At 38.8% G+C, this 23,961-nt stretch carries 19 protein-coding genes; 9 read left to right on the top strand and 10 right to left on the bottom strand.

What is annotated here, in order from left to right; genetic code table 11:
• Window positions 1-117: 117 nt before the first annotated feature.
• Window positions 118-486: a YkvA family protein gene (locus tag M2419_RS02295; protein ID WP_182331212.1), complete on the top strand. Its 369-nt coding sequence runs from the start codon at window positions 118-120 to the stop codon at window positions 484-486.
• A 52-nt stretch (window positions 487-538) separates the two neighbouring features.
• On the opposite strand, the gene purH is transcribed toward M2419_RS02295, so the two are convergent.
• The 6 genes from purH to M2419_RS02265 form a co-directional block, all read right to left on the bottom strand.
• Complete coding sequence (gene purH, locus M2419_RS02290; RefSeq protein ID WP_182331214.1) at window positions 539-2,065, bottom strand: bifunctional phosphoribosylaminoimidazolecarboxamide formyltransferase/IMP cyclohydrolase; 1,527 nt, start codon at window positions 2,063-2,065, stop codon at window positions 539-541.
• Window positions 2,066-2,187: 122 nt separating this feature from the next.
• On the bottom strand, window positions 2,188-2,826 hold the full coding sequence (locus M2419_RS02285; protein WP_075993390.1) for a uridine kinase: 639 nt from the start codon (window positions 2,824-2,826) through the stop codon (window positions 2,188-2,190).
• A gap of 32 nt (window positions 2,827-2,858) precedes the next feature.
• Complete coding sequence (locus M2419_RS02280; RefSeq protein ID WP_159727622.1) at window positions 2,859-3,779, bottom strand: LysM peptidoglycan-binding domain-containing protein; 921 nt, start codon at window positions 3,777-3,779, stop codon at window positions 2,859-2,861.
• Between the two features lie 11 nt (window positions 3,780-3,790).
• The gene (locus M2419_RS02275; RefSeq protein WP_182331217.1) at window positions 3,791-4,546 is read right to left on the bottom strand and encodes a hypothetical protein; all 756 of its coding nucleotides are present in this window, start codon (window positions 4,544-4,546) and stop codon (window positions 3,791-3,793) included.
• A gap of 160 nt (window positions 4,547-4,706) precedes the next feature.
• A complete protein-coding gene (locus M2419_RS02270) occupies window positions 4,707-6,299 on the bottom strand; it encodes a hypothetical protein (protein ID WP_182331219.1) in 1,593 nt (530 codons plus the stop codon).
• Window positions 6,300-6,371: 72 nt separating this feature from the next.
• Window positions 6,372-7,565, bottom strand: a complete 1,194-nt coding sequence (locus M2419_RS02265) for a hypothetical protein (RefSeq protein WP_182331221.1) — start codon at window positions 7,563-7,565, stop codon at window positions 6,372-6,374.
• 178 nt (window positions 7,566-7,743) lie between these two features.
• Between M2419_RS02265 and proS the strand changes: the two genes are divergently transcribed.
• The 3 genes from proS to agaR all read left to right on the top strand — a co-directional run bounded on the left by proS (window position 7,744) and on the right by agaR (window position 11,004).
• On the top strand, window positions 7,744-9,216 hold the full coding sequence (gene proS / locus M2419_RS02260; RefSeq protein WP_153848704.1) for a proline--tRNA ligase: 1,473 nt from the start codon (window positions 7,744-7,746) through the stop codon (window positions 9,214-9,216).
• Between the two features lie 15 nt (window positions 9,217-9,231).
• Window positions 9,232-10,020 (top strand): GDP-L-fucose synthase, encoded by a 789-nt coding sequence (locus M2419_RS02255; protein WP_182331223.1) that lies wholly within the window; start codon window positions 9,232-9,234, stop codon window positions 10,018-10,020.
• A 222-nt stretch (window positions 10,021-10,242) separates the two neighbouring features.
• Window positions 10,243-11,004, top strand: coding sequence for a transcriptional repressor AgaR (gene agaR, locus M2419_RS02250; RefSeq protein ID WP_153848702.1), 762 nt, complete (start codon window positions 10,243-10,245; stop codon window positions 11,002-11,004).
• Between the two features lie 106 nt (window positions 11,005-11,110).
• On the opposite strand, the gene M2419_RS02245 is transcribed toward agaR, so the two are convergent.
• From M2419_RS02245 to rpoN, 3 genes are all read right to left on the bottom strand, one after another.
• On the bottom strand, window positions 11,111-12,187 hold the full coding sequence (locus M2419_RS02245; protein WP_182331225.1) for an agmatine/peptidylarginine deiminase: 1,077 nt from the start codon (window positions 12,185-12,187) through the stop codon (window positions 11,111-11,113).
• 90 nt (window positions 12,188-12,277) lie between these two features.
• Window positions 12,278-13,153: a carbon-nitrogen hydrolase gene (locus M2419_RS02240; protein ID WP_075993381.1), complete on the bottom strand. Its 876-nt coding sequence runs from the start codon at window positions 13,151-13,153 to the stop codon at window positions 12,278-12,280.
• A gap of 80 nt (window positions 13,154-13,233) precedes the next feature.
• A complete protein-coding gene (gene rpoN, locus M2419_RS02235; RefSeq protein WP_153848700.1) occupies window positions 13,234-14,700 on the bottom strand; it encodes an RNA polymerase factor sigma-54 in 1,467 nt (488 codons plus the stop codon).
• 521 nt (window positions 14,701-15,221) lie between these two features.
• On the opposite strand from rpoN, the gene M2419_RS02230 reads away from it, so the two are divergent.
• Window positions 15,222-17,483, top strand: a complete 2,262-nt coding sequence (locus M2419_RS02230) for a transglycosylase domain-containing protein (RefSeq protein ID WP_310440835.1) — start codon at window positions 15,222-15,224, stop codon at window positions 17,481-17,483.
• Between the two features lie 72 nt (window positions 17,484-17,555).
• Here M2419_RS02230 and M2419_RS02225 read toward each other — a convergent pair whose 3' ends face one another.
• A complete protein-coding gene (locus M2419_RS02225) occupies window positions 17,556-17,879 on the bottom strand; it encodes a GIY-YIG nuclease family protein (RefSeq protein WP_153848698.1) in 324 nt (107 codons plus the stop codon).
• 102 nt (window positions 17,880-17,981) lie between these two features.
• Between M2419_RS02225 and M2419_RS02220 the strand changes: the two genes are divergently transcribed.
• The 4 genes from M2419_RS02220 to infB all read left to right on the top strand — a co-directional run bounded on the left by M2419_RS02220 (window position 17,982) and on the right by infB (window position 23,960).
• On the top strand, window positions 17,982-18,758 hold the full coding sequence (locus tag M2419_RS02220) for a LexA family transcriptional regulator (protein ID WP_259254149.1): 777 nt from the start codon (window positions 17,982-17,984) through the stop codon (window positions 18,756-18,758).
• A 237-nt stretch (window positions 18,759-18,995) separates the two neighbouring features.
• Complete coding sequence (gene rimP / locus M2419_RS02215) at window positions 18,996-19,460, top strand: ribosome assembly cofactor RimP (protein WP_153848247.1); 465 nt, start codon at window positions 18,996-18,998, stop codon at window positions 19,458-19,460.
• A 5-nt stretch (window positions 19,461-19,465) separates the two neighbouring features.
• Window positions 19,466-20,707 carry a transcription termination factor NusA gene (nusA, locus tag M2419_RS02210; protein ID WP_070567754.1) on the top strand — a complete coding sequence of 414 codons (1,242 nt, stop codon included), beginning with the start codon at window positions 19,466-19,468 and terminating at the stop codon, window positions 20,705-20,707.
• Window positions 20,708-20,810: 103 nt separating this feature from the next.
• Window positions 20,811-23,960 (top strand): translation initiation factor IF-2, encoded by a 3,150-nt coding sequence (gene infB / locus M2419_RS02205; protein WP_182331227.1) that lies wholly within the window; start codon window positions 20,811-20,813, stop codon window positions 23,958-23,960.
• Window position 23,961: the final 1 nt, after the last annotated feature.

Here is a 23,961-nt window from a genome sequence, read left to right as displayed (position 1 = left end):
ATTTAGTCAGTTTGAAGGGAAGGATTTCGTTATGTTCGAAAGGTAATCCGATTTTGATTCGAGTTTGGTTTAGGGCGAGGATTTGGATTGTTAAACTAGTAATCCTAATTTTGAGGTATGAACAATAGAATCAAAAGAATTGCGAAAGGAATGTTTGAGCAGTTTAGGCATCGTCAAATTACGGAATCTGAATTTGTACAGGCGGAGGCAAAAGCGAGGAATCTAGGGGGCTATATGGACGACTTCAACGTATTAATTGCGATGTGTAAGGACACAATTACGGGGAAGTATAAAATGGATAAATGGAATTTATCGATTATTATTGGAACGATACTTTATGTGGTTTCGCCGATTGATGCGATTCCTGATTTTATTCTCGTGGGCGGGTGGATAGATGATGTGGCCATTGTTGGTTATGCGATTCGCAAACTCAGCGTTGAGATGGAACAGTATAAGCGTTCGAAGTTTCCTGTAGAAGCGAGATAAATAAAAAAGCTACTTTTCTAAAGTAGCTTTTTTATTTATTATTGAAGTTCAACTAGTGCTTAAAGTGTCTAACACCTGTTGTTACCATGGAGATTCCTTTTTCATTGGCCATGTCAATTGATAATTGGTCTTTGATTGAACCACCAGGTTGCAATACCGCTGCGATACCAGCTTCTGAAGCAATTTCCACACAATCAGGGAAAGGGAAGAAGGCATCCGATGCCATTGCACAGCCTTTAAGGTCAAAACCGAAAGAAATTGCCTTCTCAATAGCTTGTTTCAATGCATCTACACGAGAAGTTTGGCCTACGCCTGAAGCTAACAAAGTACCATTTTTAGCAAATACGATTGTATTTGACTTGGTGTGTTTTACAATTTTGTTCGCAAAATAAAGATCCTCCAGTTGTTCTGCAGTAGGCTGTACTTGTGTTACCGTAACCATTTGTTCAGGTCCTTCAATCGTATTGTCTTTATCTTGAAGAATGACGCCGTTCAATAAAGTTTTGAACTGTTGTTCTGGCAATGTAACCTCTTTACGAACCAAAATAATTCTGTTTTTCTTTGCGGTAAGTATAGCGATCGCTTCTTCAGAATAAGAAGGTGCAATCAACACCTCGAAGAATAATTTATTGATCTCTTCAGCTGTTGCAGCATCAACTTGACCATTCGTTATTAAGACTCCACCGAAAGCTGAAACAGGATCACATGCTAAAGCATCTAACCAAGCTTGTTTGATTGTTGAACGGGAGGCAACTCCACAAGCATTTGTGTGTTTTAAGATCGCGAATGTAGGTTCTGTGAACTCATCAATCAAAGCAACGGCAGCATCAACGTCAACCAAATTGTTGTAAGATAACTCTTTACCGTTTAATTTATCAAACATCTTATCTAAATCGCCGAAGAAAATGCCTTTTTGGTGTGGGTTTTCACCATAGCGCAACACCTGTGCTTTTTGCTCAGATTGTTTAAAAACCTGAAGCGGATTTTCTTGATTGAAATAGTTGAAGATTGCAGTATCGTAATGCGAGGATGTATTGAATGCACGTTTAGCAAATTCTTTACGTTGTTCCAGTGAAGTATTACCTTCTTGGTTTGCTAGTATTTCTTCTAATTCTTTGTAATCATTTTTGGAAGAGATAATAACGACATCGTTAAAGTTTTTAGCGGCAGCGCGTATCAGTGAAATTCCACCGATATCTATTTTCTCGATAATATCTTGTTCGGATGCACCGGAAGCAACAGTTTCTTCAAAAGGGTACAAATCCACAATAACCAAATCGATCTCAGGTATTTCATACTGAGCAAGCTGTTGTTGATCCGACTCAAGCGGGCGGCGTGCCAAAATACCGCCAAATACTTTTGGATGCAATGTTTTTACACGGCCTCCTAAAATAGAAGGGTAGCTGGTGAGGTCTTCAACTGGAACAACATCTATACCTAAATCTTTGATAAATGTTTCTGTTCCACCAGTGGAATAGAAGGTAACACCGTATTTGTTTAATAATTCAACTAAAGGAGCAAGGCCGTCTTTATAATAGACTGAAACCAATGCATTTTTAATCTTTACAGGATGGTTCATTATGATGGATTTGTTTCGTGGCGCAAAGATAGGTATTTAAAATCTTGATACCAATAAATCAAGTACTTTAAATAGAAAGGAGAATCTGTTTACGAGATTCTCCTTTCTACATTGTTTTAATTTTATACCAAATTGAGCTTTAATTTTAGCTCTTCAGAAATTTGGTTGGTGATATCCCAGATTGGTTCTGGTTCATCGGTATTGTTAAATATGACCTGATCGCAAGTATCCTGATAAGGAAGTAAGTACTCGTTGTAGGATGGTAGTACATGGTTTATCCATTTGTACATGACATCATCTTCAAAGTAGCCCCGTTCAACCAGATCGCGGTGTAGACGTCTTCTTAATGCGATATCCTGATCAGCGCTTAAAAATATCTTATGATTGATTAAATTATTAATTTCCGTATAATAGAAAATGAATAGGCCCTCAATAATTAAAATTGGTGCCGGTTTAATCTCTAGTATTTTGGGTGTTAATGAAGGGTTGTTAAATGTATACTCTTCTTTATATATTGTCTCACCGTTAAAGAGTGCCTTGATATCTTTATAAAAAGCATCTCTGTCGATTGATGTCGGAATATCGAAGTTATAGAGCCTATTTTCCTCCTGGGTTTTAGTATTGGCAGGGATGTAATAATCATCTTGGGAAATTAAGGTCACCTCATTAGGCTTAAAATGTTTTAAAAAACTATTTAAAAAAAAAGTCTTTCCAGAGCCACTACTTCCGGCAATTCCTATGACATACGGTTTGTTATTCATTCTTACTATGCTATAAAAGCTATTTTATTCTGTTAATTTTCTAGAGGTAATCCATACGCAATTTCAACTTGGAAGCGTTTATCAAGTGCGCCTATGCTTGCGGCGGCAGACTTTGACAACACGACAATTGCATTTTGGTTTTCGGCATTATCATTAAATTTACCGACTACTTTTGCGTAAGTAACACTTTTCGTCATAGGGTTGGTGATTTTTAGAATAGTACCTACTGGAGCGCTCTTATGAAGAGCAAGGTTGCTGGTCCCTTGAGATGAAAGTCCATCAATCCACACGCCAATACCACGTTCGGACTTCTCGCGTATTCCGTAGCGGTTTGTTGAAATTTGATTTTCTTCTTTATCGTCATCGTCTGTAGAATCAGGCGTTACAATTTCGATTCCTTTAGGTTCAACTAATTTTGGCCGTTCAGGAGGTAGGGGCTGATTGGGGATCATGAGCTTCATTCCTCCGCCAATAACGTTATTTTTTAAATTGTTCGCTTTTTTAATATCTTCAACAGAAATACTGAATCTTTTAGATATGGCATAAAGGGTCTCTTTCTCACCAACGATATATTCCGTAAAACCTTCTTGTTGTGGATTACGCGGGTTTTGCACTGCCGTATTTCCACGGTCGTTGCTTACTGTTGATTTCGCTTTCCGACCGGTTGGAATCTTAACAATTTGGCCAAGGTTTAATGTTCCATTACCATTTATTTGGGTCAACTGGCCTACCGTTGTTTTATACTTTTTACTTAACTGGTAATAATTGTCTCCTTTTTCAATTTTGAACAGAACGTATTCTTCACCATTGATAGCTTCAGTTCCTACTGAATCAGGGATAAAATCAGTACGTAAAGAAGTTGAATTCTTTGCTTCAACTTGTTGAATAGCTAATATCGCGATGGATAGAATAGCTATCTTTTTATATGTTTTTAATTCGAATAAAACTTTCATATATTTTGCAATTATACTAAATACGAAACAAACTCCCGTTTATTATCTGTCAAAAGGAATATTTGTTCGTGAATAAGAAAATAAATGTTGAAGAGCTTTAGTTCCAGCTCGGAAACTGCAATAATAGACTCTGTCAATGTTTCTCTAGTGGATTGCACTAGCCTGATTTGATAACGATTGTTTCTGTCTTTTTCATAGAAAGCCCAAATAAAGTAGTCATTCACCGTATTTATCCAGATTTCACCATCAATTGGGAAGTCCTTCAAAAAAATGGGGATGTCACCATTGTAGATAATAGGATAGACGAGCTCGCTGGTATAAGGTTTAAAGGGAGTTTCATTTTTACTTTCAATCGACATCGATTGGAGGTTCAAAAATAATTGGAAGCCTTCTGCTATTACTTTTGGTCTAATAAGCACACCTTGGTCAACCATACCGATGAATATGTAGTTGAACCAGGTTTCCTGTATTTTTGTGTTGTAACAATCGACTACCTGTATGCCTGCGTCGATAGGTGTGTTATTGGCAATCTTCTTAAGTATTAATTTTTTGCATTGAATTCCAGCTAGGACCCACTCTTTGGCTATTGCTTTGAAGTCTTTTAATACGTAAGTTCCTTCAAAAGTGATTACATTAAAATAGGGCAGGGTATCGTCTGGGTTTCTGGTCTCCACAGCGATCAATTTATTCTCCGCATCGATTTCTATCCGCCAAATGGGGTATGTAAAAATGAAATTGAATGCTTTTGAAATTGTGTGATTTGCCATGTAATTTTCAATCCAAGGGGACAAACTTAGATAAAGTTACCTTTATATACAAGTATAATCACGCTTAAACTAATTTTATCGTGTTTTATGTTTGTTCTCTGCTGTTTTTTCTCAAAAAAAAAGTCCAGACATAGCTGACTTTTTTTGAAAAAAATATAGTTTAAAATTTTGAACCAATAGTTAGTACAACATTAGTCCGTTGATTTTTTATATCTGCTACTGGACTAGCATTATTCCAGTAGTTCTCATTAATCAAATATGGGCTTTCTTTGTAGTTGACTGCATTATACGCACCAGTCAAATCAACATACATGCCACGGCCAAGTTTAGCGCCGATACCTAAAGATGCCGTATAATTCGTATAGTCTGCATTTTTATAGGGGTTGCCACTGTAGTTGAAACCAGCTCTTCCGCTAAATACATTATCAAACATCACTTCACCACCAATTCGCGCATTAAATGCACCTTGGTAAGTATCTTTGATGTTTTGATTCATGTTCTTTTCTAAAGTTTTACTGTAATTTCCCACATCTTTAAAACGCATAGCGGCATAGTCTACCCATTCGACATCAGCGGTTATTAATCCTCTTGAAAATAATTGGCTCGCCCCAAGAGATAATTTATAGGGTGTATTCATGTTATATTCCAAGTAACTGTGCCCTGCGTCATCACTGGTTCTATACTCTTTAAATGATTTGTCTTCATTTGGTCTGAAGTAACGGAACTCAGAATTACTATATGATTCATCCCGGATGCTCATAAATGTAGGCGACTTAGCGGTGAATCCCATGCTAAACGTTGGCGTAAATTTATAGATTACCCCAAGTTTAAAGTCGACACCGGTACCATCAGTGGCTTGCGCATAATCATCATATAATTCATAATCTTTATCCAACATGGCATACTTTTGGGCATTGGTTGGTTTTAAAAATTCTGAATCTTTGTTAATGGCTTTTAATTGGTCGGCCGTCATTGTTTGACCATATTCTGTAAACCAGCTGGAATTGTCGTAGCTAAATGCGGTGAAACCCAAAGAGGCTCCTAAATAAAGTTTATTGCTATAATTGGCTCCAAATGACAAGACAGATTCGGATTTGCTTCCTTTTTCTAAGATGGAATTCACTTGATTAAAACCATTTTTTCCATCGAAAGTTCCGCCAACTGTAATGGGGATATATGCACCCGCGTTTTTGGGGTCTACATCGAATAATAAAGAGTTGTTATAAACTTCCTGGCCCCAACCTTGTGTTCCTCCGACATCTGAAAGGCGGTCGGAATAAGCATCTGATATCGAACTCGTATTATTTACTCCTCGATACTCTAGCAGGTTGTTATAGACATAATTGCGGTTGTAAGCAATACCGACATTGAAATTTAACCAACCTCTATCGAGGTTACCTCCATTGCGGTAAGTTGGGAGGTGAAAAACAATTCCAGCGTTGTCTAAGTTGAAATTATTCTTGCTGCTGTTTGAATTTTGACCAAAATAGTCTGTTTTATTTTTGTTGTTAAGGTATCTGGCTGTTAATGATACGTCAGATTGATTGAAGTAGCCCAAACCCGCGGGGTTACCCGTAATCGAACTTATATCTCCACCTAATGCGGTAGATGCATTTCCCATGGCTTTAAAACGAGCTGTTCCGCCATTGTCCCCTTGGGAGAATAAAAGTACATCTTTCGTATATTGCGCTTGAGTAGTCCCTGCTGCACCTAAAACGAATGCAGTTCCAAAAAGTAATTTTTTGATTGTCATATGCTAAAATGTCGTCAATAATAAATTAGTAGCATACAAGAAATTGTATGCTACTATTCAAAATGCTTTTAACTATCGAGTACGTCCTCCACTTGATCTTGAGCTTCCGCCTCCGGAGAAACCTCCTCCCGAAGATCTAGAACTACCTCCTCCAGAAAAACCACCACTAGAAGAGCGGGATGATGAACCACTATCATAGCTTCTTGTTGGCGGAGTATACGATGGTCTTGACGTTGAGCTTGGGTTGCTGGAGCGTGTTTCCATCGAACGGCTCATCGGACGAGATACCTCACCTGAACTATTTCGTGTTCTCGAATCATTATTATAATATCCGCTAGAGGTGCTACGTGTGTTGTTTGGATAGGAACCATTGACTCTATCTGAGGTTCTTGAACGAGTACCATCTGAGTAAGCTCTATTCGATACACCATCAGATGTTCTTGTTCTACCGTTTGACCTGTCATAAGAAGAACCACGTGTCACGGAACCGTCAGAAGTTCTTGACCTATTTGAAACAGATGTAATACGTCCTCTAGAATCGCGTGCTACGCCAGTACGATCGTATCCTCCAGAATTTCGAGCAACGCTATTGCGGTCATATCCACCTGAAGTTCGGGTTCTTGATGATGAACTGCGCGTGTTATAGTTATCTCTGTATACAGATCTACTTGATGCATACCGTGGTCTTGAGTTACCCCAGGAACCACCACCCCAGTAACCGTTTCCGTACCAACCAGATCCCCAGTAGCCGCCGCCATACCAGCCACCCCAAGGTCTGTAACCGCCATACCAAGGAGATCCCCAGCCCCAGCTAGATCCCCAACCCCATCCGAGGCCGATAGACCAAGATGAACCCCATCCAGAGTTCCATCCCCATCCCATTCCGAACGATGGGCCGTATCCGTACCAACCGCCGAAACCATAACCATACCATGGATCAAAAAATGGGTCGAAATACGTCATGCCCGGACTAGCGTAATAGAAACGGTTGATACGATTGGCATATTCAAGATCTTCATAGGAATCATTGTTGTAATCCTGATCAGAATATTCGTCATCATAGTAACCGCCTTGCGCTTGCCCGTTTGGTTGGGCCTGATCTGCATCTGTGTAATAGTAATCTGGGCTTTGATAAACCTTTTGTCTAGCTTGCCCATTGTTGCCATAGACATCGTCGCCATAGATTTGCCTACTTGTGCCGCAGGAACCAAGCATGAACGCTCCTGTTATGGCAAGTGCTCCGATAAATAATCTATTTTTTTTCATAATATCCTAAATCCTTATTTTCGATTATACAGCCTTATTTACTATCTTAGACGCAAATTTCTCAAGGGGGTTTAATCGAAGTAATCAAAAATACAAATATTTTTTATTGAACGCTTTTCGTATTAGAATTACAGACGAGATTTAACGTAATAATGTTACAATAATTTATCAATTTCATATGAGTAAAGGAATAACAAGTCGTGCTGAAGATTATTCACAATGGTATAACGAGCTTGTGATTAAAGCTGATCTAGCTGAAAATTCAGCTGTACGAGGCTGTATGGTGATCAAACCATACGGATACGCTATCTGGGAAAGGATGCAAGCGATCTTAGATAAAAGATTTAAAGAAACAGGTCATAGCAACGCTTATTTCCCTTTATTCATTCCCAAATCGTTTTTTTCTAAAGAGGCGGCACATGTGGAAGGTTTTGCTACGGAGTGTGCAGTGGTAACACATTATAGATTAAAAAATGATGGTACAGGTAAGATCGTCGTGGATGAAGACGCGAAATTGGAGGAAGAGTTGATCGTGCGCCCGACTTCAGAAACGATTATATGGAATACTTATCGTGGATGGATTGAATCTTATCGTGACCTCCCAATTTTGGTCAATCAATGGGCGAACGTTGTAAGATGGGAAATGCGTACACGTCTTTTCTTGCGCACAGCAGAGTTTTTGTGGCAAGAGGGGCACACGGCCCATGCGACAAGAGAAGAGGCTATTGAAGAAACAGAACGTATGCTTGATGTGTATGCTGAATTTGCTGAAAATATTTTAGCTGTGCCTGTTGTACGTGGTAGAAAAACAGAAAACGAGCGTTTTGCGGGTGCCTTGGATACGTATTGTATTGAAGCATTGATGCAGGATGGAAAAGCATTACAAGCAGGAACCTCTCATTTTCTTGGCCAAAACTTTGCAAAGGCGTTTGATGTGAAATTTACTTCTAAAGAAGGTAAATTGGAGCATGTTTGGGCTACTTCTTGGGGTGTTTCTACACGTTTGATGGGCGCATTGATTATGGCTCACTCAGATGATCAAGGATTGGTATTGCCTCCAAAATTAGCACCAATTCAAGTTGTCATCGTTCCGATTTTTAAGACTGAAGAAGAAAAGGCGCAAATCGATGCATTTGTGAATCAGTTAACAAATGAATTGCGGGTGAACGATATATCTGTAAAATACGACGATCGGGACACACAACGTCCAGGCTTTAAATTTGCAGAATGGGAGTTAAAGGGTGTTCCTGTACGTGTAGCTGTTGGAGCGAGAGATATGCAAAATGGTACGGTAGAATTAGCGCGTCGTGATACTCAAACGAAAGAAACGGTTGCTCAGGAAGGCTTGGCTGGTAATATTGTACAATTGCTAGATACAATACAAGAAAATATATACCAAAAAGCATTAAATTTCAGGACATCTCATTTTACTGAGGTGAATTCTTATGATGAGTTTAAAGAAGTACTGGAAGGTAAGGGTGGTTTTATCTCTTGTCATTGGGATGGAACAACAGAAACGGAAAAACGTGTAAAAGAAGAAACTAAGGCAACAATTCGTTGTATTCCTTTGGATGCGAAGGAAGAGGAAGGTATCTGTATCTTTACAGGGAAACCTTCAAGTCGGCGTGTACTGTTTGCAAAAGCTTATTAATAGTGTTGTCGTAATATGAGGATACTCATTTTGGGATGCGGTTGGCTCGCAGAATCTTTTGCGATACATATGAAGCATCAAGGCCATGAGGTTTGGGCCAGTACGACAACATCTGAAAAATACCATCGGCTTAAAGCCGATGGTATTTTTTCGTTTATTTTAGACTTTGATTGTGAAAATTTTCCAGCACAGGTAGTTTTACCTACTCAATTTGACTTCGTGTTAAACAGTATACCGGCAAGTCAGAAAAATAGTGTAGCGATCCTTGAAAACAGATTTTCGAATATCAAATCATTTTATGCGCATATGACATGGAAGAAACAAGTCTTCCTGAGCTCTATTGGAATTTATCCGGAAAAAGATGGCGTATTTGATGAATCCTATGCAGATATAACCGAACTTTCATCAAAACTCTTGCTTGCTGAAGCAAGTATGTTGGGATTGGCTGATACTATAATTTATCGATTAGGAGGTTTGTTTGGTAAAAATCGTGTTTTTGCCAAATATTTTGCCGAACGTATCTGTACGACGGGTGAACAGCCCGCCAATTTTGTTCATATCGATGATGTGATCAGACTGTTAGAGGTAGCATCTTGCAATGCGCTTAAGTATACTGTATACAATGTTGTTGCTCCCTTACATCCTAAGAAAAAGGATGTTATTCTAGCTTCGGCAAAAAAATATGGTTATGCTTTGCCTCTTGCGTTCGAAGCTGCGGATGCGACTCAAAAAATAGTTAGCGGAAGATTACTTTTAGAGGAACTTGATTATCAATTTGTCCTGCCTGATCCTTTGCAATTTTAATTCATTTTTCTTTTTAAAATAAAAATGAATTTATGATTGTCAGCGTGAAAAAATTAAATAATTTCATTATTTTAACATCAATTCTACTACGGGAAATTTAAGTAGAAAGTCATATTTGTTGAAATTTATTGATATCGATGGATTTTTTCAAGATATCGACATATTCCTTTAAACAAACCGATAATAGATTTAGTATTTTAACAGCTTATTATAAATAGAGCCATGACAAATGTAGAAAGACATCAATATATCTTAAAACAATTAAAGGAGGTCGGCGTAGTTCAGGTAATTGATCTATGTGAGGAATTGGGCGTTTCCTCTGTAACCATTCGGAAAGATTTGACCTTGTTGGAAGATAGTGGATTGTTGTTTAGAACGCATGGCGGGGCAACACAATATAATCCTTATACGACTGACCGTACAGTATTTGAAAAAGAGAAGCTTCGTTCGGATGATAAAAGCCGGATCGGAAAAAAAGCGGCTGAAATGATTGAGGAAAATGATTCAATCATTATAGCTTCAGGAACGACCATGCAGTCGCTAGCGAAGCAGATCATTCCTAAAGGAAATATCACTGTAGTAACTTCGGCATTGAATGTTGCGATGGAATTGATCAAATATCCTTCGGTTGAAATCATGCAGATGGGGGGGACGCTTCGTAAGACCTCGACATCCGTAACGGGAAAGTATGCAGAAAATTTATTGCATGATTTTTACTGTAGTAAATTGTTTTTGGGAGTCGATGGCATTGATCTGGAATACGGTGTATCAACTTCGAGTGCCCAGGAGGCACAATTAAATCGCATTATGATCGATACGGCTCAAAAGGTTGTCGTATTAGCAGATTCGTCTAAATTCGGACGGCGAAGCTTCGGGCGGATTTGTGGTTTTGATAAAATTGATATATTAATTACCGACGACAAAGTAAATACAAGCTTTGTGGAATCGTTAGAAAAAGCCGGGGTAAATGTTATTGTTGTTTAACACGGCTTAACTAAAACTCAAAGCTGAGCTGCTTATTTTTATCATAAAAAATGTCCCCAAAAGAGTTTTTAACTATTTGGGGACATTTTTTTATGGATAGCTTTTTTTAGCTCAGCGCCGGCTCTTGCTGGCTTAAACAGTGGAAACTTCCCAGCCCCCAAATAATGTCGACGGAATTTATTCCTATGACTTTACGTGTAGGGAAACAGCCTTGGATGATATCCAGTGCTCTTTGGTCATTTTTATCGTTGAAGATCGGTACAACAACAACATCGTTTGCAATGTAGAAATTAGCATAAGAAGCAGGTAATCTTGTTTCGTCATAGATGACCGGTGCTGGCATTGGGAGCTCAATGATATGCAGTGGCTCTCCATTTAAAAGTCTAAATGAACGAAGTGTTGCTAGATTTTCTTGAAGTATCTCATAGTTCTCATCTGTTGGATCTTCCTCTACAACCGTTAAAACGGTGTTTTCGTTAATGAAACGTGTAATATCATCAATGTGTCCATCTGTATCGTCTCCAACGATACCGTCTCCAAGCCATAAAACCTGTTCCTGACCGTAAAATTCTTTCAAATAGGTTTCTATTTGTTCTTTTGTCAGGTGTGGATTTCGGTTTTTATTCAATAGACAAGCGGTTGTTGTCATGATTGTTCCTGCGCCATTAAACTCGACTGAACCGCCCTCCATGACGATATCAGGGGTAAATAAAGGAAGGTTAAATTCTTTGGCAATACGCGTCGGAACGACGTCATCCAAGTCGAAAGGAGGGTATTTTCCACCCCAGGCGTTATAACCCCAGTCGACAACTGCTTTTTGATTTGTTGCCTGGTTAATAATAAAAGCGGGACCGTGGTCTCTACACCAAGCATCGTTAGTCGGATTAAAATAGAATTCGATATTGCTAAAATCTGTTGTCACTTCTTTGAGCGCGGTAATAGCAAAATTTTGCATTTCCTCATTAGCGACGTTAATCCTTACTTTTTGCCCTGCTGCTACGACTTTAATAAATTCGCAATAGGGTTTGTATATTGTTTCAATCTTCCCAGGCCAGGATTCCTCTTTATGTGGCCAGCTCAACCATAAGGCTTCTTGCTTTGCCCATTCTGCGGGAAATGAGAAGCCCTGTTGTTTTGGGGAATTGTCAAAATAGTCCTGTGTGAATGTCTTTTTTTGTTCCATACTTATTTTAATGGGATTAAAAAAAGCCATTTCAGTTCGTTTCAGCACAGTTGTGTGCGTTCGAAACTGAAATGGCTAGAATATCCAATATTAGTCTTCGTCAATAAAACGTTTGGTGATCGGTGCGTATGTTTCGATTCTTCGGTCTCTCAAAAATGGCCAATGTTTTCTGAAATAGTCCGATTCATTTAAGTCCAATTCGACGACCTCAATTTCTTCTTTGTCATGTGAGGCAAGGTAAAGCAATTTGCCCTGTCCGTTCGTTACGAAGCTTCCACCCCAGAATTTCATTGCACCATTTTGTTCAAATCCTACACGGTTAACGGATACAACAGGAACGCCATTTGCAACGGCATGGGAGCGTTGTATTGTTTGCCACGCATTGTATTGATCTTTGTTGGTTTCTTCATCTTGATCTGTTGCCCATCCGATAGCTGTAGGGTAGAATAAGATTTCGGCACCCATCAATGCGGTAATTCGAGATGCTTCAGGGTACCATTGATCCCAGCAAATTAAAATGCCTATTCTTCCAAATTTTGTTTTGAATACTTTGTAGCCTAAATCTCCTGGTGTAAAATAGAATTTTTCATAAAATGCAGGGTCATCTGGAATATGCATTTTACGATATTTCCCTAAATAGGAACCATCTGCATCTAATACAGCGGTCGTATTATGGTACAATCCTTCTGCTCTTTTTTCAAATAATGAAGCGATAATTACGACACCTGCTTCTTTAGCAACAGCCGATAGCGCGTCCGTCGATGGGCCGGGAATGGATTCAGCCAGTGCGAAATTGTCATAATCTTCTACATCGCAGAAATATAAAGAGGTAAATAGTTCTTGCAGACACACAATTTGCGCACCTTTTGCAGCGGCTTCTTTTACTTTAGCGATAGCTTTTTCGAGATTCTCTTGTTTGCTTGCGGTACAGCTCATCTGTACAACTCCAACTTTTACTTTGCTCATTCTTTAATGCTTATTTTAATACAGCACAAAGATACTATTCTTAACTTGGATTTGGTCTGTGGGAAAAACAAAAAGAGCTCTTAGAGCTCTTTTCGTAATCTTGCTACAGGAATATTCAATGCTTCCCGATATTTTGCCACCGTTCGCCGCGCAATATTGTAGCCTTTTTCTTTTAGGATCTCAGTTAATTTCTCGTCAGCCAAGGGTTTCCGTTTATTTTCTTTTGCGATGCACTCCTCCAATATTTTCTTAACCTCTTTATTGGATACTTCTTCACCGGAATCCGTTTGGATAGCCTCAGAGAAAAATGATTTTAAGAGAAATGTTCCAAATTCTGTCTGTACGTATTTCGAATTTGCTACCCGCGACACAGTTGATATATCCATATCGATTTTGTCGGCGATGTCTTTCAATATCATTGGTTTTAACTTACGATCATCACCAGTAAGGAAATAATCATATTGGTATTCCATGATTGCATTCATTGTTTTTAATAAGGTTTGTTGACGCTGTTTTATTGCATCAATAAACCATTTGGCGGAGTCAAGTTTTTGTTTGACGAATTGCACAGCCTCTTTCATTTTTTTATCCTTTTGATCCGATTTCTCGTAATGCTCAAACATGTGTTGGTAATCACGACTTATGCGGAGCTCAGGGGCATTTCGGCCATTTAAAGTTAAATGTAGTATGCCATCATTATTGCTGATATGAAAATCCGGGATAATATGAAGTTGTTTGCCTGCAACCGCGCCGGAGTCTCCTGGTTTTGGGTTAAGTTTTAGAATCTCATTGACTACATTTTTTAGATCCTCAGATGAAACGCCTAAAGATTTTTCTAATTTATCATAATGCTTTTTGGTGAACTCCTCAAGGTAATTCGATACGACTTTAATCGCAAGTTTGATGGTTGGATTTTGTGTATCTTTTTTTTGTAACTGGATCAACAAGCACTCTTGCAAATCACGGGCTCCAATTCCCGCAGGCTCAAAATCTTGAATTACTTTTAGCATGTCTAGAACTTCCTGCTCATCAGTCATTACATTTTGACCAAAAGCTAGGTCGTCTACAAGATTGATAATTGGACGGCGTAAATAGCCGTCGTCATCTAGACTACCAATGATTTGTTGGCCAACTAAAAAGTGCTTGTCATCTAATGCCAAGAGGTCCAACTGTTGTTGCAGCTGCTCATAAAAGGAGTGTTGAATCGCAACAGGCATTTCTTTGCGGTCGTCATCGTCGTCTCCATAATCATAGCCGTTGCCGTAATCTTTGAAATCATCTTCCTGGATATAGTCTTCTAAACTAAAGTCTTCTGAATCGAACCCATCTTCATTATCAAAATTATCGTCTGGATCTTTATCGGGGTATTCTTCTATAGGGTCGGTCATATTAGTCAAGCTACCATCTTCTAACGCAGGGTTTTCTTCTAATTCTTCCTTGATTCGAGCATCTAATGAAACCGTCGGAACCTGCAACAATTTTATAAATTGTATTTGTTGCGGAGACAATTTCTGCAATAGCTTTTGTTGTAATGTTTGTTTTAACATGCTAATAGTTGACTTTTTTACATCTAAATTTAAACAAATATCATTATTATTTTAAAATAAAATCGATAATAAATAAAAAATGGGTATAATATTTGTGGAACGGGGTGCCAAAAATTATAAACAAAGATGAGATTGGGTCTGTTTTCTCCGGACGGCTATTTTACTATTGAATTGTTGTTGTTATTTCCAAAATCGACCCTTTGGAATTCTGTTGCATTTTATAGTTGTTTGACGGGTGGTTTTTATTGTTAAAAAATGTAAATAGTTGATTACAGCGATTTATTTAGTTGTATATTTAGCCCCTGAAAATAGATAAAAAGGCATATTGGGCGGGCGTAAAACCTTTTGCTGGTCGGATGTGTTGAATATAAGATAAATTTCCATTTATGTTTAAACGTATTAAGAATAGGATTCTTCGTTATCTCCTTATAGCAATATATTTTATCATTATATTGATTTGTGCTATACAATTAAATTTTTTATGGCTCTTTGGTTATTCCCCGACAAAAAAGGATATTGTTATGCCTAGCGTTAATATTTCTACGGAATTATATACGGCAGACAGTGTTTTAATTGGGCGATATTTCGACGAGGATAGAAATCCAATTCCATTTGATAGCATTCCTAAATCGGTTACAAGTGCGTTGATAGCAACTGAGGATGTACGTTTTTATAGTCATAATGGTGTTGATTTTTTTGGTTTAGGGTCAGGTATTATCTCTACTTTAAAAGGGGATAAGCGTGGCGCGAGTACAATTACGCAACAGTTAGCTAAAAATCTTTATCGTACGCGTTATAATAAGGCGGGTGGTTTGTTGACACGTCTTCCTGTTGCAGGCCTGGTGGTAACGAAGTTTAAGGAGTGGATGACGGCTTATAAATTGGAGCAACGCTATTCTAAAAATCAGATATTGGAAATGTATTTAAATACAGTATCCTTCAGTAATAATGCTTATGGGATTGAGACTGCTGCAAAACGCTATTTTTCCAAAGGAGCCAATCAATTGAATCAAAATGAGGCTGCTGTTTTGATCGGCATGTTAAAAGGTACTACTTTATATAATCCCATTCGCAATCCTGAAAATGCATTTGTCAGAAAAAACACCGTTTTAAGTCAAATGTATAAAGGTGGTTTTTTGAAAAAAGAGGAATATGATAACCTTGTAAAAGAGAAGATTGTTTTGAATACGAATAGTCAAGACCTTAATGCTGGCGGGGATTCTTATTTACGTGCTGCGGTAGCTAAGTGGTTGGAAAAGTGGGCTGAAGATAATAATTATGATATCTATACAGATGGCTTGAAAATTTATACCACTATAAATTCTAAACTTCAAAAGCATGCTGAAGAAGCTGTAGCAAAACAAATGTTGGAATTACAGCAACGTTTAAATAATACCTGGGAAGGACAAGAGCCTTGGCGCGATCTGTCAGGTAAAGTTATTCCTAATTTTTTGGATAATCTAGCTAAGAAAACTCCTTATTATGCTTTTTTGAGTAAGAAATATGCAAATACTCCTGATAGCATCAGTTACTTCTTGAATAAAAAGAAGAAGATCGAAGTCTATAATTGGAAGGATGGCAGTAGGATCGAAAAGGATATGTCTACAATGGATTCTTTGAAATATTATGCCATGATGCTAAATGCGGGGATGATGTCCATGGATCCATATTCGGGTGAAATTAAAGCTTGGGTGGGTGGAATAAACCATCAATATTTTAAGTATGATCACGTGATGCAAGCGAAGCGACAAGCGGGATCCACATTTAAGCCTTTTGTATACTTGGCTGCATTGGAGTCAGGGATGTCTCCATGTGATAAGATTACCGACAAGCCTGTTACGATCAAGATTGATAAAGGGGATTCCGTGGAGATATGGGAACCCAAAAATGCAGACTGGAATTTTTCTTATCGAGAAATGTCTCTGCGTCATGCAATGGCGCGTTCTATTAATTCCGTTACAGTACAATTGACTGATATGGTTACGCCTGCGAAAGTTGTTGATGCAGCCCATCGTTGTGGTATCACGAGTAAATTAAATCCGGTTGCCTCTGTAGGGTTAGGACCTAATGATGTTTCTGTTTTTGAAATGGTGAATGGGTACTCAACGATGATGAATCACGGTGAGCGTGTCACTCCTTTATTGGTGTCTAAGATCGAAGATCATGATGGTAATGTTATTGCTACTTTTCAGGCGGAGCGTAAACAAGTGGTGGATAAGCAAGATGCCTGGTTGATGACGTATATGTTGCGTGGTGGTATGGAAGAACCTGGAGGTACATCTCAGGGATTGTGGGAATGGGATTTATTTGATAAGGAAAATGAAATCGGCGGAAAGACAGGTACTTCTTCCGAATATGTAGATGGTTGGTATATGGGGGTAACTAAAGATTTGGTTACAGGTGTTTGGGTTGGCTGCGACGAACGGAGTATTCACTTTAAAAATTCCCATTCTGGAGAAGGTTCTCGTACAGCATTGCCAATATTTGGTGTGTATATGGAGTCTGTTTATAAAGATAAACAGTTGGGGTATACCCAAGGTAAGTTTCCTAGTCCTACTGTTGAAATTACGAAATCTTACAAATGCGAAACTCCGCGTTATAGTGATCCAGAGCCAGATCAGAGTGATTCTACACAAGTGGAAGAGCCCGTTGATGAAGGATTTATTGGACCAGAGGAAGAGGGAGCGGAGCATCCTGTTGAGCGTAATCATACTGAAGGTGCTGATAGTGGAACGAGTAGCGAAGGGTCATCCTCGTTGGAGGAGGTCGGTAGTCAAAACTGATACTACTTAAAGAGGATTCTATCTAAAAAATAAAGATGGCCGCCTAGTTTAACTAAGGTGGCTTTTTTTATGTTAGGCTGCGTGGTTGGAATCTCTCTTGTTGAACGCTTGGTGTTGCTGTGGAAAAAGATTATTCCAGTTAGGGTTGTATTTACGAATGAGCCGTTCGACTTGCATGGTCGTAAAATGTTGCAGTTCGCTTATTCTCTTATTGGCCGTCTCCGGATTTGTGAAAGATTCTGTGTAGATTATTCGATTTAAACTAGGTCCTTGGTTGAAAATAAAACTATTGGATTGCTGTAATTCCATTACTGTACTAAAGATATTGGAACTGAGGCCGATTTTAAAGTGTTTACGATTGTTGTCAGTTGATATATATACAATAAAATTGTTCATAATGCTAAATTATTTGGACGTTTAAAATATATTTACTAATTTTATTGGCACAATATTACTAATAAAATTAGTTTTTGCAAAATATTTTTTTGAAAAAATAATATGTCAAATATTTCGTCCAATCTGAAGTTCCTTCGAAAAGGAAAGAAAATCACACAGCAACAATTTGCTGATCTTATGGAAATTAAGCGTGCGTCTGTCGGCGCGTACGAGGAAGATCGAGCAGAGCCCAAATATGAGTTATTAAAGAAGATTGCCGAATTCTATGGTTTGACTATGGATGAGTTGGCAAACGATGTTATTGATGATAAATGGAAGCCGGTTCCCAAAAGCAATGCCTCAAATTTAAGGGTGCTTAGTGTGACTGTGGATGCAGATGATCGTGAAAATATCGAACTTGTTCCGGTTAAGGCTAGCGCCGGCTATTTAAATGGGTATGGTGATCCAGAATATGTTGCTGAGTTGCCTAAGTTTTCGCTGCCTATGTTTGGTCAGGGTACATTTCGCGCTTTTGAAATAAAGGGGGATTCGATGTTGCCTTTGCCTTCTGGTTCTATTATTGTGGCCGAATACGTGGAAAATTGGCATGATATTAAACCTGGGAGTACCTATGTTGTGTTGTCTAAGGAAGATGGCGTGGTGTATAAACGTATTGCTTTTAAATTTAAAGAAGATAAAGGTTTGAAACTTGTTTCTGATAATAAGACATATGAGCCTTATTGGGTGGAGACTGCCGATATTCTTGAGGTGTGGAAGGCGAGGGCTTTTATCAGTACACAACTGCCAGAGCCTACGCCAGAGCCAACAATGGAAACATTGACGAGCATGATGGCGCAGATGCAGAAAACAATTAATGCGGTGGTAGATAGTTCGAAATAGCGGGGAATTATCTGCGTATTTTTATGATATAGTTGCGCTGTGAAGAGAATTTCTATGACCGAGGAGCGATCGATAGCTTGTTTTTATAGGGAATGTAGGGGTATTGAATATAAAAACAATCTATCTAATTTTGTTTTTTATTTTATAAAATGCTATATTTGCATATCTGAAAGGAAGGGGGCTCGTATTGCCCCCTTTTTTTAATTCAATTAATTTAGCATTTCTAGAAACAGAACAATGCAGCATATAGAAAAGAGAGTTATTGAACTCATCGCGGAAAAAATTGCAGATCGCGAGGATTTGTTTATCGTCAGTGTGAAGATGCGCCCAAATAAAATTCTTGAGATTCTTTTGGACGGAGATAATGGTGTAAATATTGATGATTGTGCACAGGTGAGCCGTCATGTCGGTTTCCACCTGGAGGAGGAAAATGTAATTGATGACGCTTACCGTTTAGAGGTTTCATCTCCAGGTATTGATGCTAATTTTGTTAATATTCGACAATATCAAAAGAATTTAGGTCGTACAGTTCAGGTGAAGTTGAACGATAATACAAAAGTTGAAGGTACATTATTGGCCGTAGACGAGATGAAGATCAATGTTCTTCAGAAGATAAAAGAAAAAGGTAAAAAAGCGCAAGAGGTAGAAAAAGAACTTCCTTTTGATCAAATAAAAGCAACAAAAGTGGTAATTTCATTTTAATAATAATGAGTAACAGCAACATCAATCTGATAGACTCTTTTCAAGAGTTTAAGGAGTTTAAGAATATCGATAGACCTACTGTTATTACAGTATTGGAAGAGGTTTTTCGTAGTATGATCCGTCGTCGTTTTGGTACGGATGAAAATGTGGATGTTATCGTGAATCCAGATAACGGAGATTTGGAGATTTGGAGGACGCGTGTCGTTGTTGAAGATGAGTTTTCAGAGGATGATGATCTTGAAATCGAATTGGCAGAAGCTAGAAAGCATGATGAAGATTTGGAAGTAGGCGATGATTTTATTGAACAGATCACATTGGAAAGCTTTGGCCGTCGTGCAATTTTAGCTGCACGTCAGACGCTTGTATCTAAGGTTTTGGAATTGGAAAAAGACGAAGTCTTTAAGAAATATAAAGATAGAGAAGGAGAGTTGGTCATTGGTGAGGTTTATCAGATTTGGAAAAAGGAAATCTTGGTATTGGATGAGGACGGTAATGAATTAATTCTTCCTAAATCAGAACAAATTCCGGCTGACTATTTCAAAAAGGGAGATGGCATTCGCGCAGTTGTGCATAAAGTGGATATGATGAATAATAATCCAAAGATTATCATTTCACGTACGGCACCTGCGTTCTTACAACGTTTATTTGAACTTGAGGTTCCTGAAATTTTTGATGGTTTGATTACGATCAAGAAAATCGTTCGTGAACCAGGAGAAAGAGCGAAGGTTGCTGTTGAGTCTTATGATGATCGTATTGATCCTGTAGGAGCTTGTGTTGGTATGAAGGGATCCCGTATTCATGGTATCGTTCGTGAACTGCGTAATGAGAATATTGACGTAATTAATTTTACAACAAATCATTCATTGTATATCGCTCGTGCTTTGAGTCCAGCAAGGATTAGCTCAATCAAAATCGATGAAGAAAATAAGACTGCGGCTGTATATTTAAAATCGGATCAAGTTTCTTTAGCAATTGGTCGTGGAGGACACAATATCAAATTGGCTGGTAAATTGACTGGTTATGAAATTGATGTTTATCGCGAAAATGACGAGTTTGATGAAGACGTTGATATCGAAGAATTCAGCGATGAGATTGAAAGCTGGGTTATTGATGAATTGAAACGTGTTGGTTTGGATTCAGCGAAGTCGGTGTTGTCTCTTAGCGAAGAAGAGCTGGTTAGACGTACCGATTTGGAAGAAGATACTGTTCGTGAGATTGTACGTATTTTACAAGCTGAATTTGAATAAAATTCAGCTCGTTAATTTTTTTCTATCTAACATTCGGAATAAATTGTTTATGGATGGAAAAAAACATATTTTTGTAATTATATTAAAATAGTTTATATTATAGATGACTGAAGGAAAAGGAACAAACTTGCTTAAAGCAGCAAAGGAACTCAACATCGGGATACATACCGCCGTGGAATGTTTAGTGAAAAAAGGATATGATGTAGAAGCAAAGCCTAACACTAAATTGAGCGGAGAGATGTATGGTGTGCTGTTAAAAGAGTTTCAGGGAGACAAATCACTGAAAGATGAAGCTAAACAAATTGTGATTGGCAAAATTCGTCGTGAGGAGTCGCCGTCCACTTCTCCTAAGGAATCATCTAAGAATGAGGATTTCGAAGATCATGACGAATCCAAGGAAATCTTGGTCAAGAATACGGTAGAAATCCCTTCTGTTAAGGAAACTACTCCTACAAAAGTAGAGGAGCCTGTTCATCAAGGTGGTATGAAGGTGGTTGGTAAGATTGATCTGGACGCATTGAATAGAGGCGGAAGTAAGGTCAAGAAGGAAGAACCTTTTAAGGAGGAACCAAAAACCGTCAAAGAAACACCTGTAGAGGTTAAAGCTGAAGCTAAGGTGGAAGAAAAGAAAGAAGCCGAAGTCAAAGCGCCTATTGTTGAAGCGAAAAAAGAAGAACCAAAGGTTATTGAGAAGAAGCCGGAAGTTGTCGTGCCAAAAGCTGAAATAGAAAAACCCGAAGTAAATAAAACTGAAGTAAAAGCAACTCCGGTTGTAGAGACAAAAACTGAACCTGTGAAGGTAGAAGACAAGAAAAAAGAAGAAACAGCGCCGAAAGCTGTACCAGTAACTCCAATAGTGGAGCCTGTGAAAAAACAAGGAGATGAAATTATTTCTGCTCGCGCAGAAAGATTGACAGGTCCTAAAGTCATTGGTAAGATTGAATTACCATCTGCTAGACCTTCCCACAAACCAGTGGCTTCATCTTCAAATGCTGGAAATAATAATGAGAAACGTAAGCGTAAGCGTACGAATCCAAATGGTCCAGTAAACCCAAATGCGGGGCAAGGTCAAGGTCATAATAACCAACACCGTGGGCCGCGTGATGGCAACAACCCCAACAACCGGGACCAACAAGGAGGTAACCGAGGTGGGAATCATGGTCCTAACAACAACCCGAACAATCGTCCAGGGCAAAACAACAACCAACAGCATGGTAGACCGGGACAAGGAGGTAACAACCAACACCCAGGTAGACCAGGACAAGGTACGAGACCACAACACGGTAATCGTTTTGACAATAGAGGTAAGGGAAGACCTGTTGAGAATAAGGAAGAGCCTACTGAAAAGGAAATCCAAGATCAAATCAAGGCAACACTTGCTCGTTTGAGTGGTGCAGGTAAATCTGGTAAATTTGCGCAACGTGCCAAATTGAGACGTCAGAAACGTGATGATGTTGCTCAACATGCAGAAGAAGCTGCAATGGAGCAAGAAATGATGGCGAAAATATTGCGTGTTACAGAATTCGTAACAGCAAACGAATTAGCTAATTTGATGGACGTTCAGGTAACCCAAATTATTGCAACTTGTATGAGTTTGGGTATGTTCGTGTCAATTAATCAACGTTTAGATGCGGAAACTTTAACAATTGTAGCGGATGAATTTGGTTATCAGGTAGAGTTTATCAAACCTGAGGATGAGGAGACTGCTGAACTTGAGGAACCGGATAACGAAGCGAATTTGGTTTCAAGAGCCCCTATTGTAACGGTCATGGGACACGTTGACCATGGTAAAACATCTTTATTGGATTATATCCGTAAGGCGAACGTTACTTCTGGTGAGGCTGGTGGTATAACCCAACATATCGGTGCATACGCGGTGAAATTGGAGGATGACCGTAAAATTACATTCTTGGATACTCCTGGTCACGAAGCTTTTACGGCTATGCGTGCCCGCGGTGCTAAAGTGACGGATATTGTTATTATCGTTATTGCAGCGGATGACGCAGTCATGCCGCAAACAAAAGAAGCAATCAACCACGCGCAAGCAGCGGGAGTGCCAATCGTATTTGCATTTACTAAAGTAGATAAACCGGGAGCAAATCCTGATAGAATCCGTGAGCAGCTTTCTGCGATGAATATCTTAGTTGAAGACTGGGGTGGTAAGTTCCAAGCGCAAGAGATTTCAGCAAAAACGGGAGAAAATGTTGACCTATTATTAGAGAAAGTTCTATTGGAAGCTGAGATGTTAGATCTAAAAGCTGATCCGAAAAAACGTGCTGTTGGTTCAGTAATTGAAGCAGCTTTGGATAAAGGTCGTGGTATCGTGACAACGGTATTGATACAAAGTGGTACATTACGTGTTGGAGACCCTATTTTAGCGGGATCACATTCAGGTAAGGTGAAGGCTTTGACTAATGAAAGAGGCGAACGTGTTAAAGAGGCTGGACCGTCTGTTCCAGTACAAATCTTGGGTATGGCCGGCGCGCCAACAGCAGGGGATAAGCTTTATGTTCTTGAAAGCGAGTCTGAAGCTAGAACTGTAGCCAACAAACGTCTTCAGTTACAACGCGAGCAGGGTATGCGTGCAACTAAACATATTACCTTGGATGAAATCGGTCGTCGTTTGGCCATCGGTAACTTTAAAGAACTTAATATTATCGTTAAAGGTGATGTGGACGGTTCTATTGAAGCATTATCAGATTCATTATTGAAATTGTCTACTGACGAGATCCAAGTTAATATTATTCATAAATCAGTGGGTGCGATCTCTGAATCAGATGTATTGTTAGCTTCTGCTTCCGATGCGATCATCATAGGTTTCCAAGTACGTCCAACACAAAACGCACGTAAGTTGGCAGAGAACGAGCAAATTGATGTACGTTTATATTCGATCATCTATGATGCGATTGATGAAATCAAGTCTGCGATGGAGGGTATGTTGGCTCCGAAATTTGAGGAGAAAATTGTTGCTGAGGTTGAAATCAGAGAAACTTTCAAAATTTCTAAAGTTGGTACGATTGCCGGATGTATGGTTAAAGAAGGTAAGATCAATAGAAATAATGATATCCGCATAATCAGAGATGGTGTCGTAATTCATACCGGTAAACTGGCATCTTTGAAACGCTTCAAAGACGATGTGAAAGAAGTTTCAATGGGTTATGAATGTGGTTTAAATATTGACCGTTTCAATGATATTCAAGTAGGAGACATTGTCGAAGCTTACGAACAAGTTGAAGTGAAACGTAAATTGTAAT

The organism is Sphingobacterium sp. BIGb0116, assembly GCF_024808035.1.
Lineage (GTDB): Bacteria > Bacteroidota > Bacteroidia > Sphingobacteriales > Sphingobacteriaceae > Sphingobacterium > Sphingobacterium paramultivorum.
The sequence above is the reverse complement of the archived record's forward strand: the minus strand, read 5'-3'. Positions and strand labels throughout refer to the sequence as shown.

What these genes read in the sequence shown, in the direction of transcription:
- M2419_RS02230 (WP_310440835.1), top strand. Translation starts at nt 15,222, where the DNA reads ATGCCTAGCGTTAATATTTCTACGGAATTATATACGGCAGACAGTGTT.
- purH (WP_182331214.1), bottom strand. Translation starts at nt 2,065, where the DNA reads ATGAACCATCCTGTAAAGATTAAAAATGCATTGGTTTCAGTCTATTAT.
- M2419_RS02280 (WP_159727622.1), bottom strand. Translation starts at nt 3,779, where the DNA reads ATGAAAGTTTTATTCGAATTAAAAACATATAAAAAGATAGCTATTCTA.
- proS (WP_153848704.1), top strand. Translation starts at nt 7,744, where the DNA reads ATGAGTAAAGGAATAACAAGTCGTGCTGAAGATTATTCACAATGGTAT.
- M2419_RS02245 (WP_182331225.1), bottom strand. Translation starts at nt 12,187, where the DNA reads ATGGAACAAAAAAAGACATTCACACAGGACTATTTTGACAATTCCCCA.
- M2419_RS02270 (WP_182331219.1), bottom strand. Translation starts at nt 6,299, where the DNA reads ATGACAATCAAAAAATTACTTTTTGGAACTGCATTCGTTTTAGGTGCA.
- agaR (WP_153848702.1), top strand. Translation starts at nt 10,243, where the DNA reads ATGACAAATGTAGAAAGACATCAATATATCTTAAAACAATTAAAGGAG.
- M2419_RS02285 (WP_075993390.1), bottom strand. Translation starts at nt 2,826, where the DNA reads ATGAATAACAAACCGTATGTCATAGGAATTGCCGGAAGTAGTGGCTCT.
- nusA (WP_070567754.1), top strand. Translation starts at nt 19,466, where the DNA reads ATGAGTAACAGCAACATCAATCTGATAGACTCTTTTCAAGAGTTTAAG.
- M2419_RS02265 (WP_182331221.1), bottom strand. Translation starts at nt 7,565, where the DNA reads ATGAAAAAAAATAGATTATTTATCGGAGCACTTGCCATAACAGGAGCG.
- M2419_RS02220 (WP_259254149.1), top strand. Translation starts at nt 17,982, where the DNA reads ATGTCAAATATTTCGTCCAATCTGAAGTTCCTTCGAAAAGGAAAGAAA.
- infB (WP_182331227.1), top strand. Translation starts at nt 20,811, where the DNA reads ATGACTGAAGGAAAAGGAACAAACTTGCTTAAAGCAGCAAAGGAACTC.
- M2419_RS02225 (WP_153848698.1), bottom strand. Translation starts at nt 17,879, where the DNA reads ATGAACAATTTTATTGTATATATATCAACTGACAACAATCGTAAACAC.
- M2419_RS02295 (WP_182331212.1), top strand. Translation starts at nt 118, where the DNA reads ATGAACAATAGAATCAAAAGAATTGCGAAAGGAATGTTTGAGCAGTTT.
- rpoN (WP_153848700.1), bottom strand. Translation starts at nt 14,700, where the DNA reads ATGTTAAAACAAACATTACAACAAAAGCTATTGCAGAAATTGTCTCCG.
- M2419_RS02240 (WP_075993381.1), bottom strand. Translation starts at nt 13,153, where the DNA reads ATGAGCAAAGTAAAAGTTGGAGTTGTACAGATGAGCTGTACCGCAAGC.
- M2419_RS02255 (WP_182331223.1), top strand. Translation starts at nt 9,232, where the DNA reads ATGAGGATACTCATTTTGGGATGCGGTTGGCTCGCAGAATCTTTTGCG.
- M2419_RS02275 (WP_182331217.1), bottom strand. Translation starts at nt 4,546, where the DNA reads ATGGCAAATCACACAATTTCAAAAGCATTCAATTTCATTTTTACATAC.
- rimP (WP_153848247.1), top strand. Translation starts at nt 18,996, where the DNA reads ATGCAGCATATAGAAAAGAGAGTTATTGAACTCATCGCGGAAAAAATT.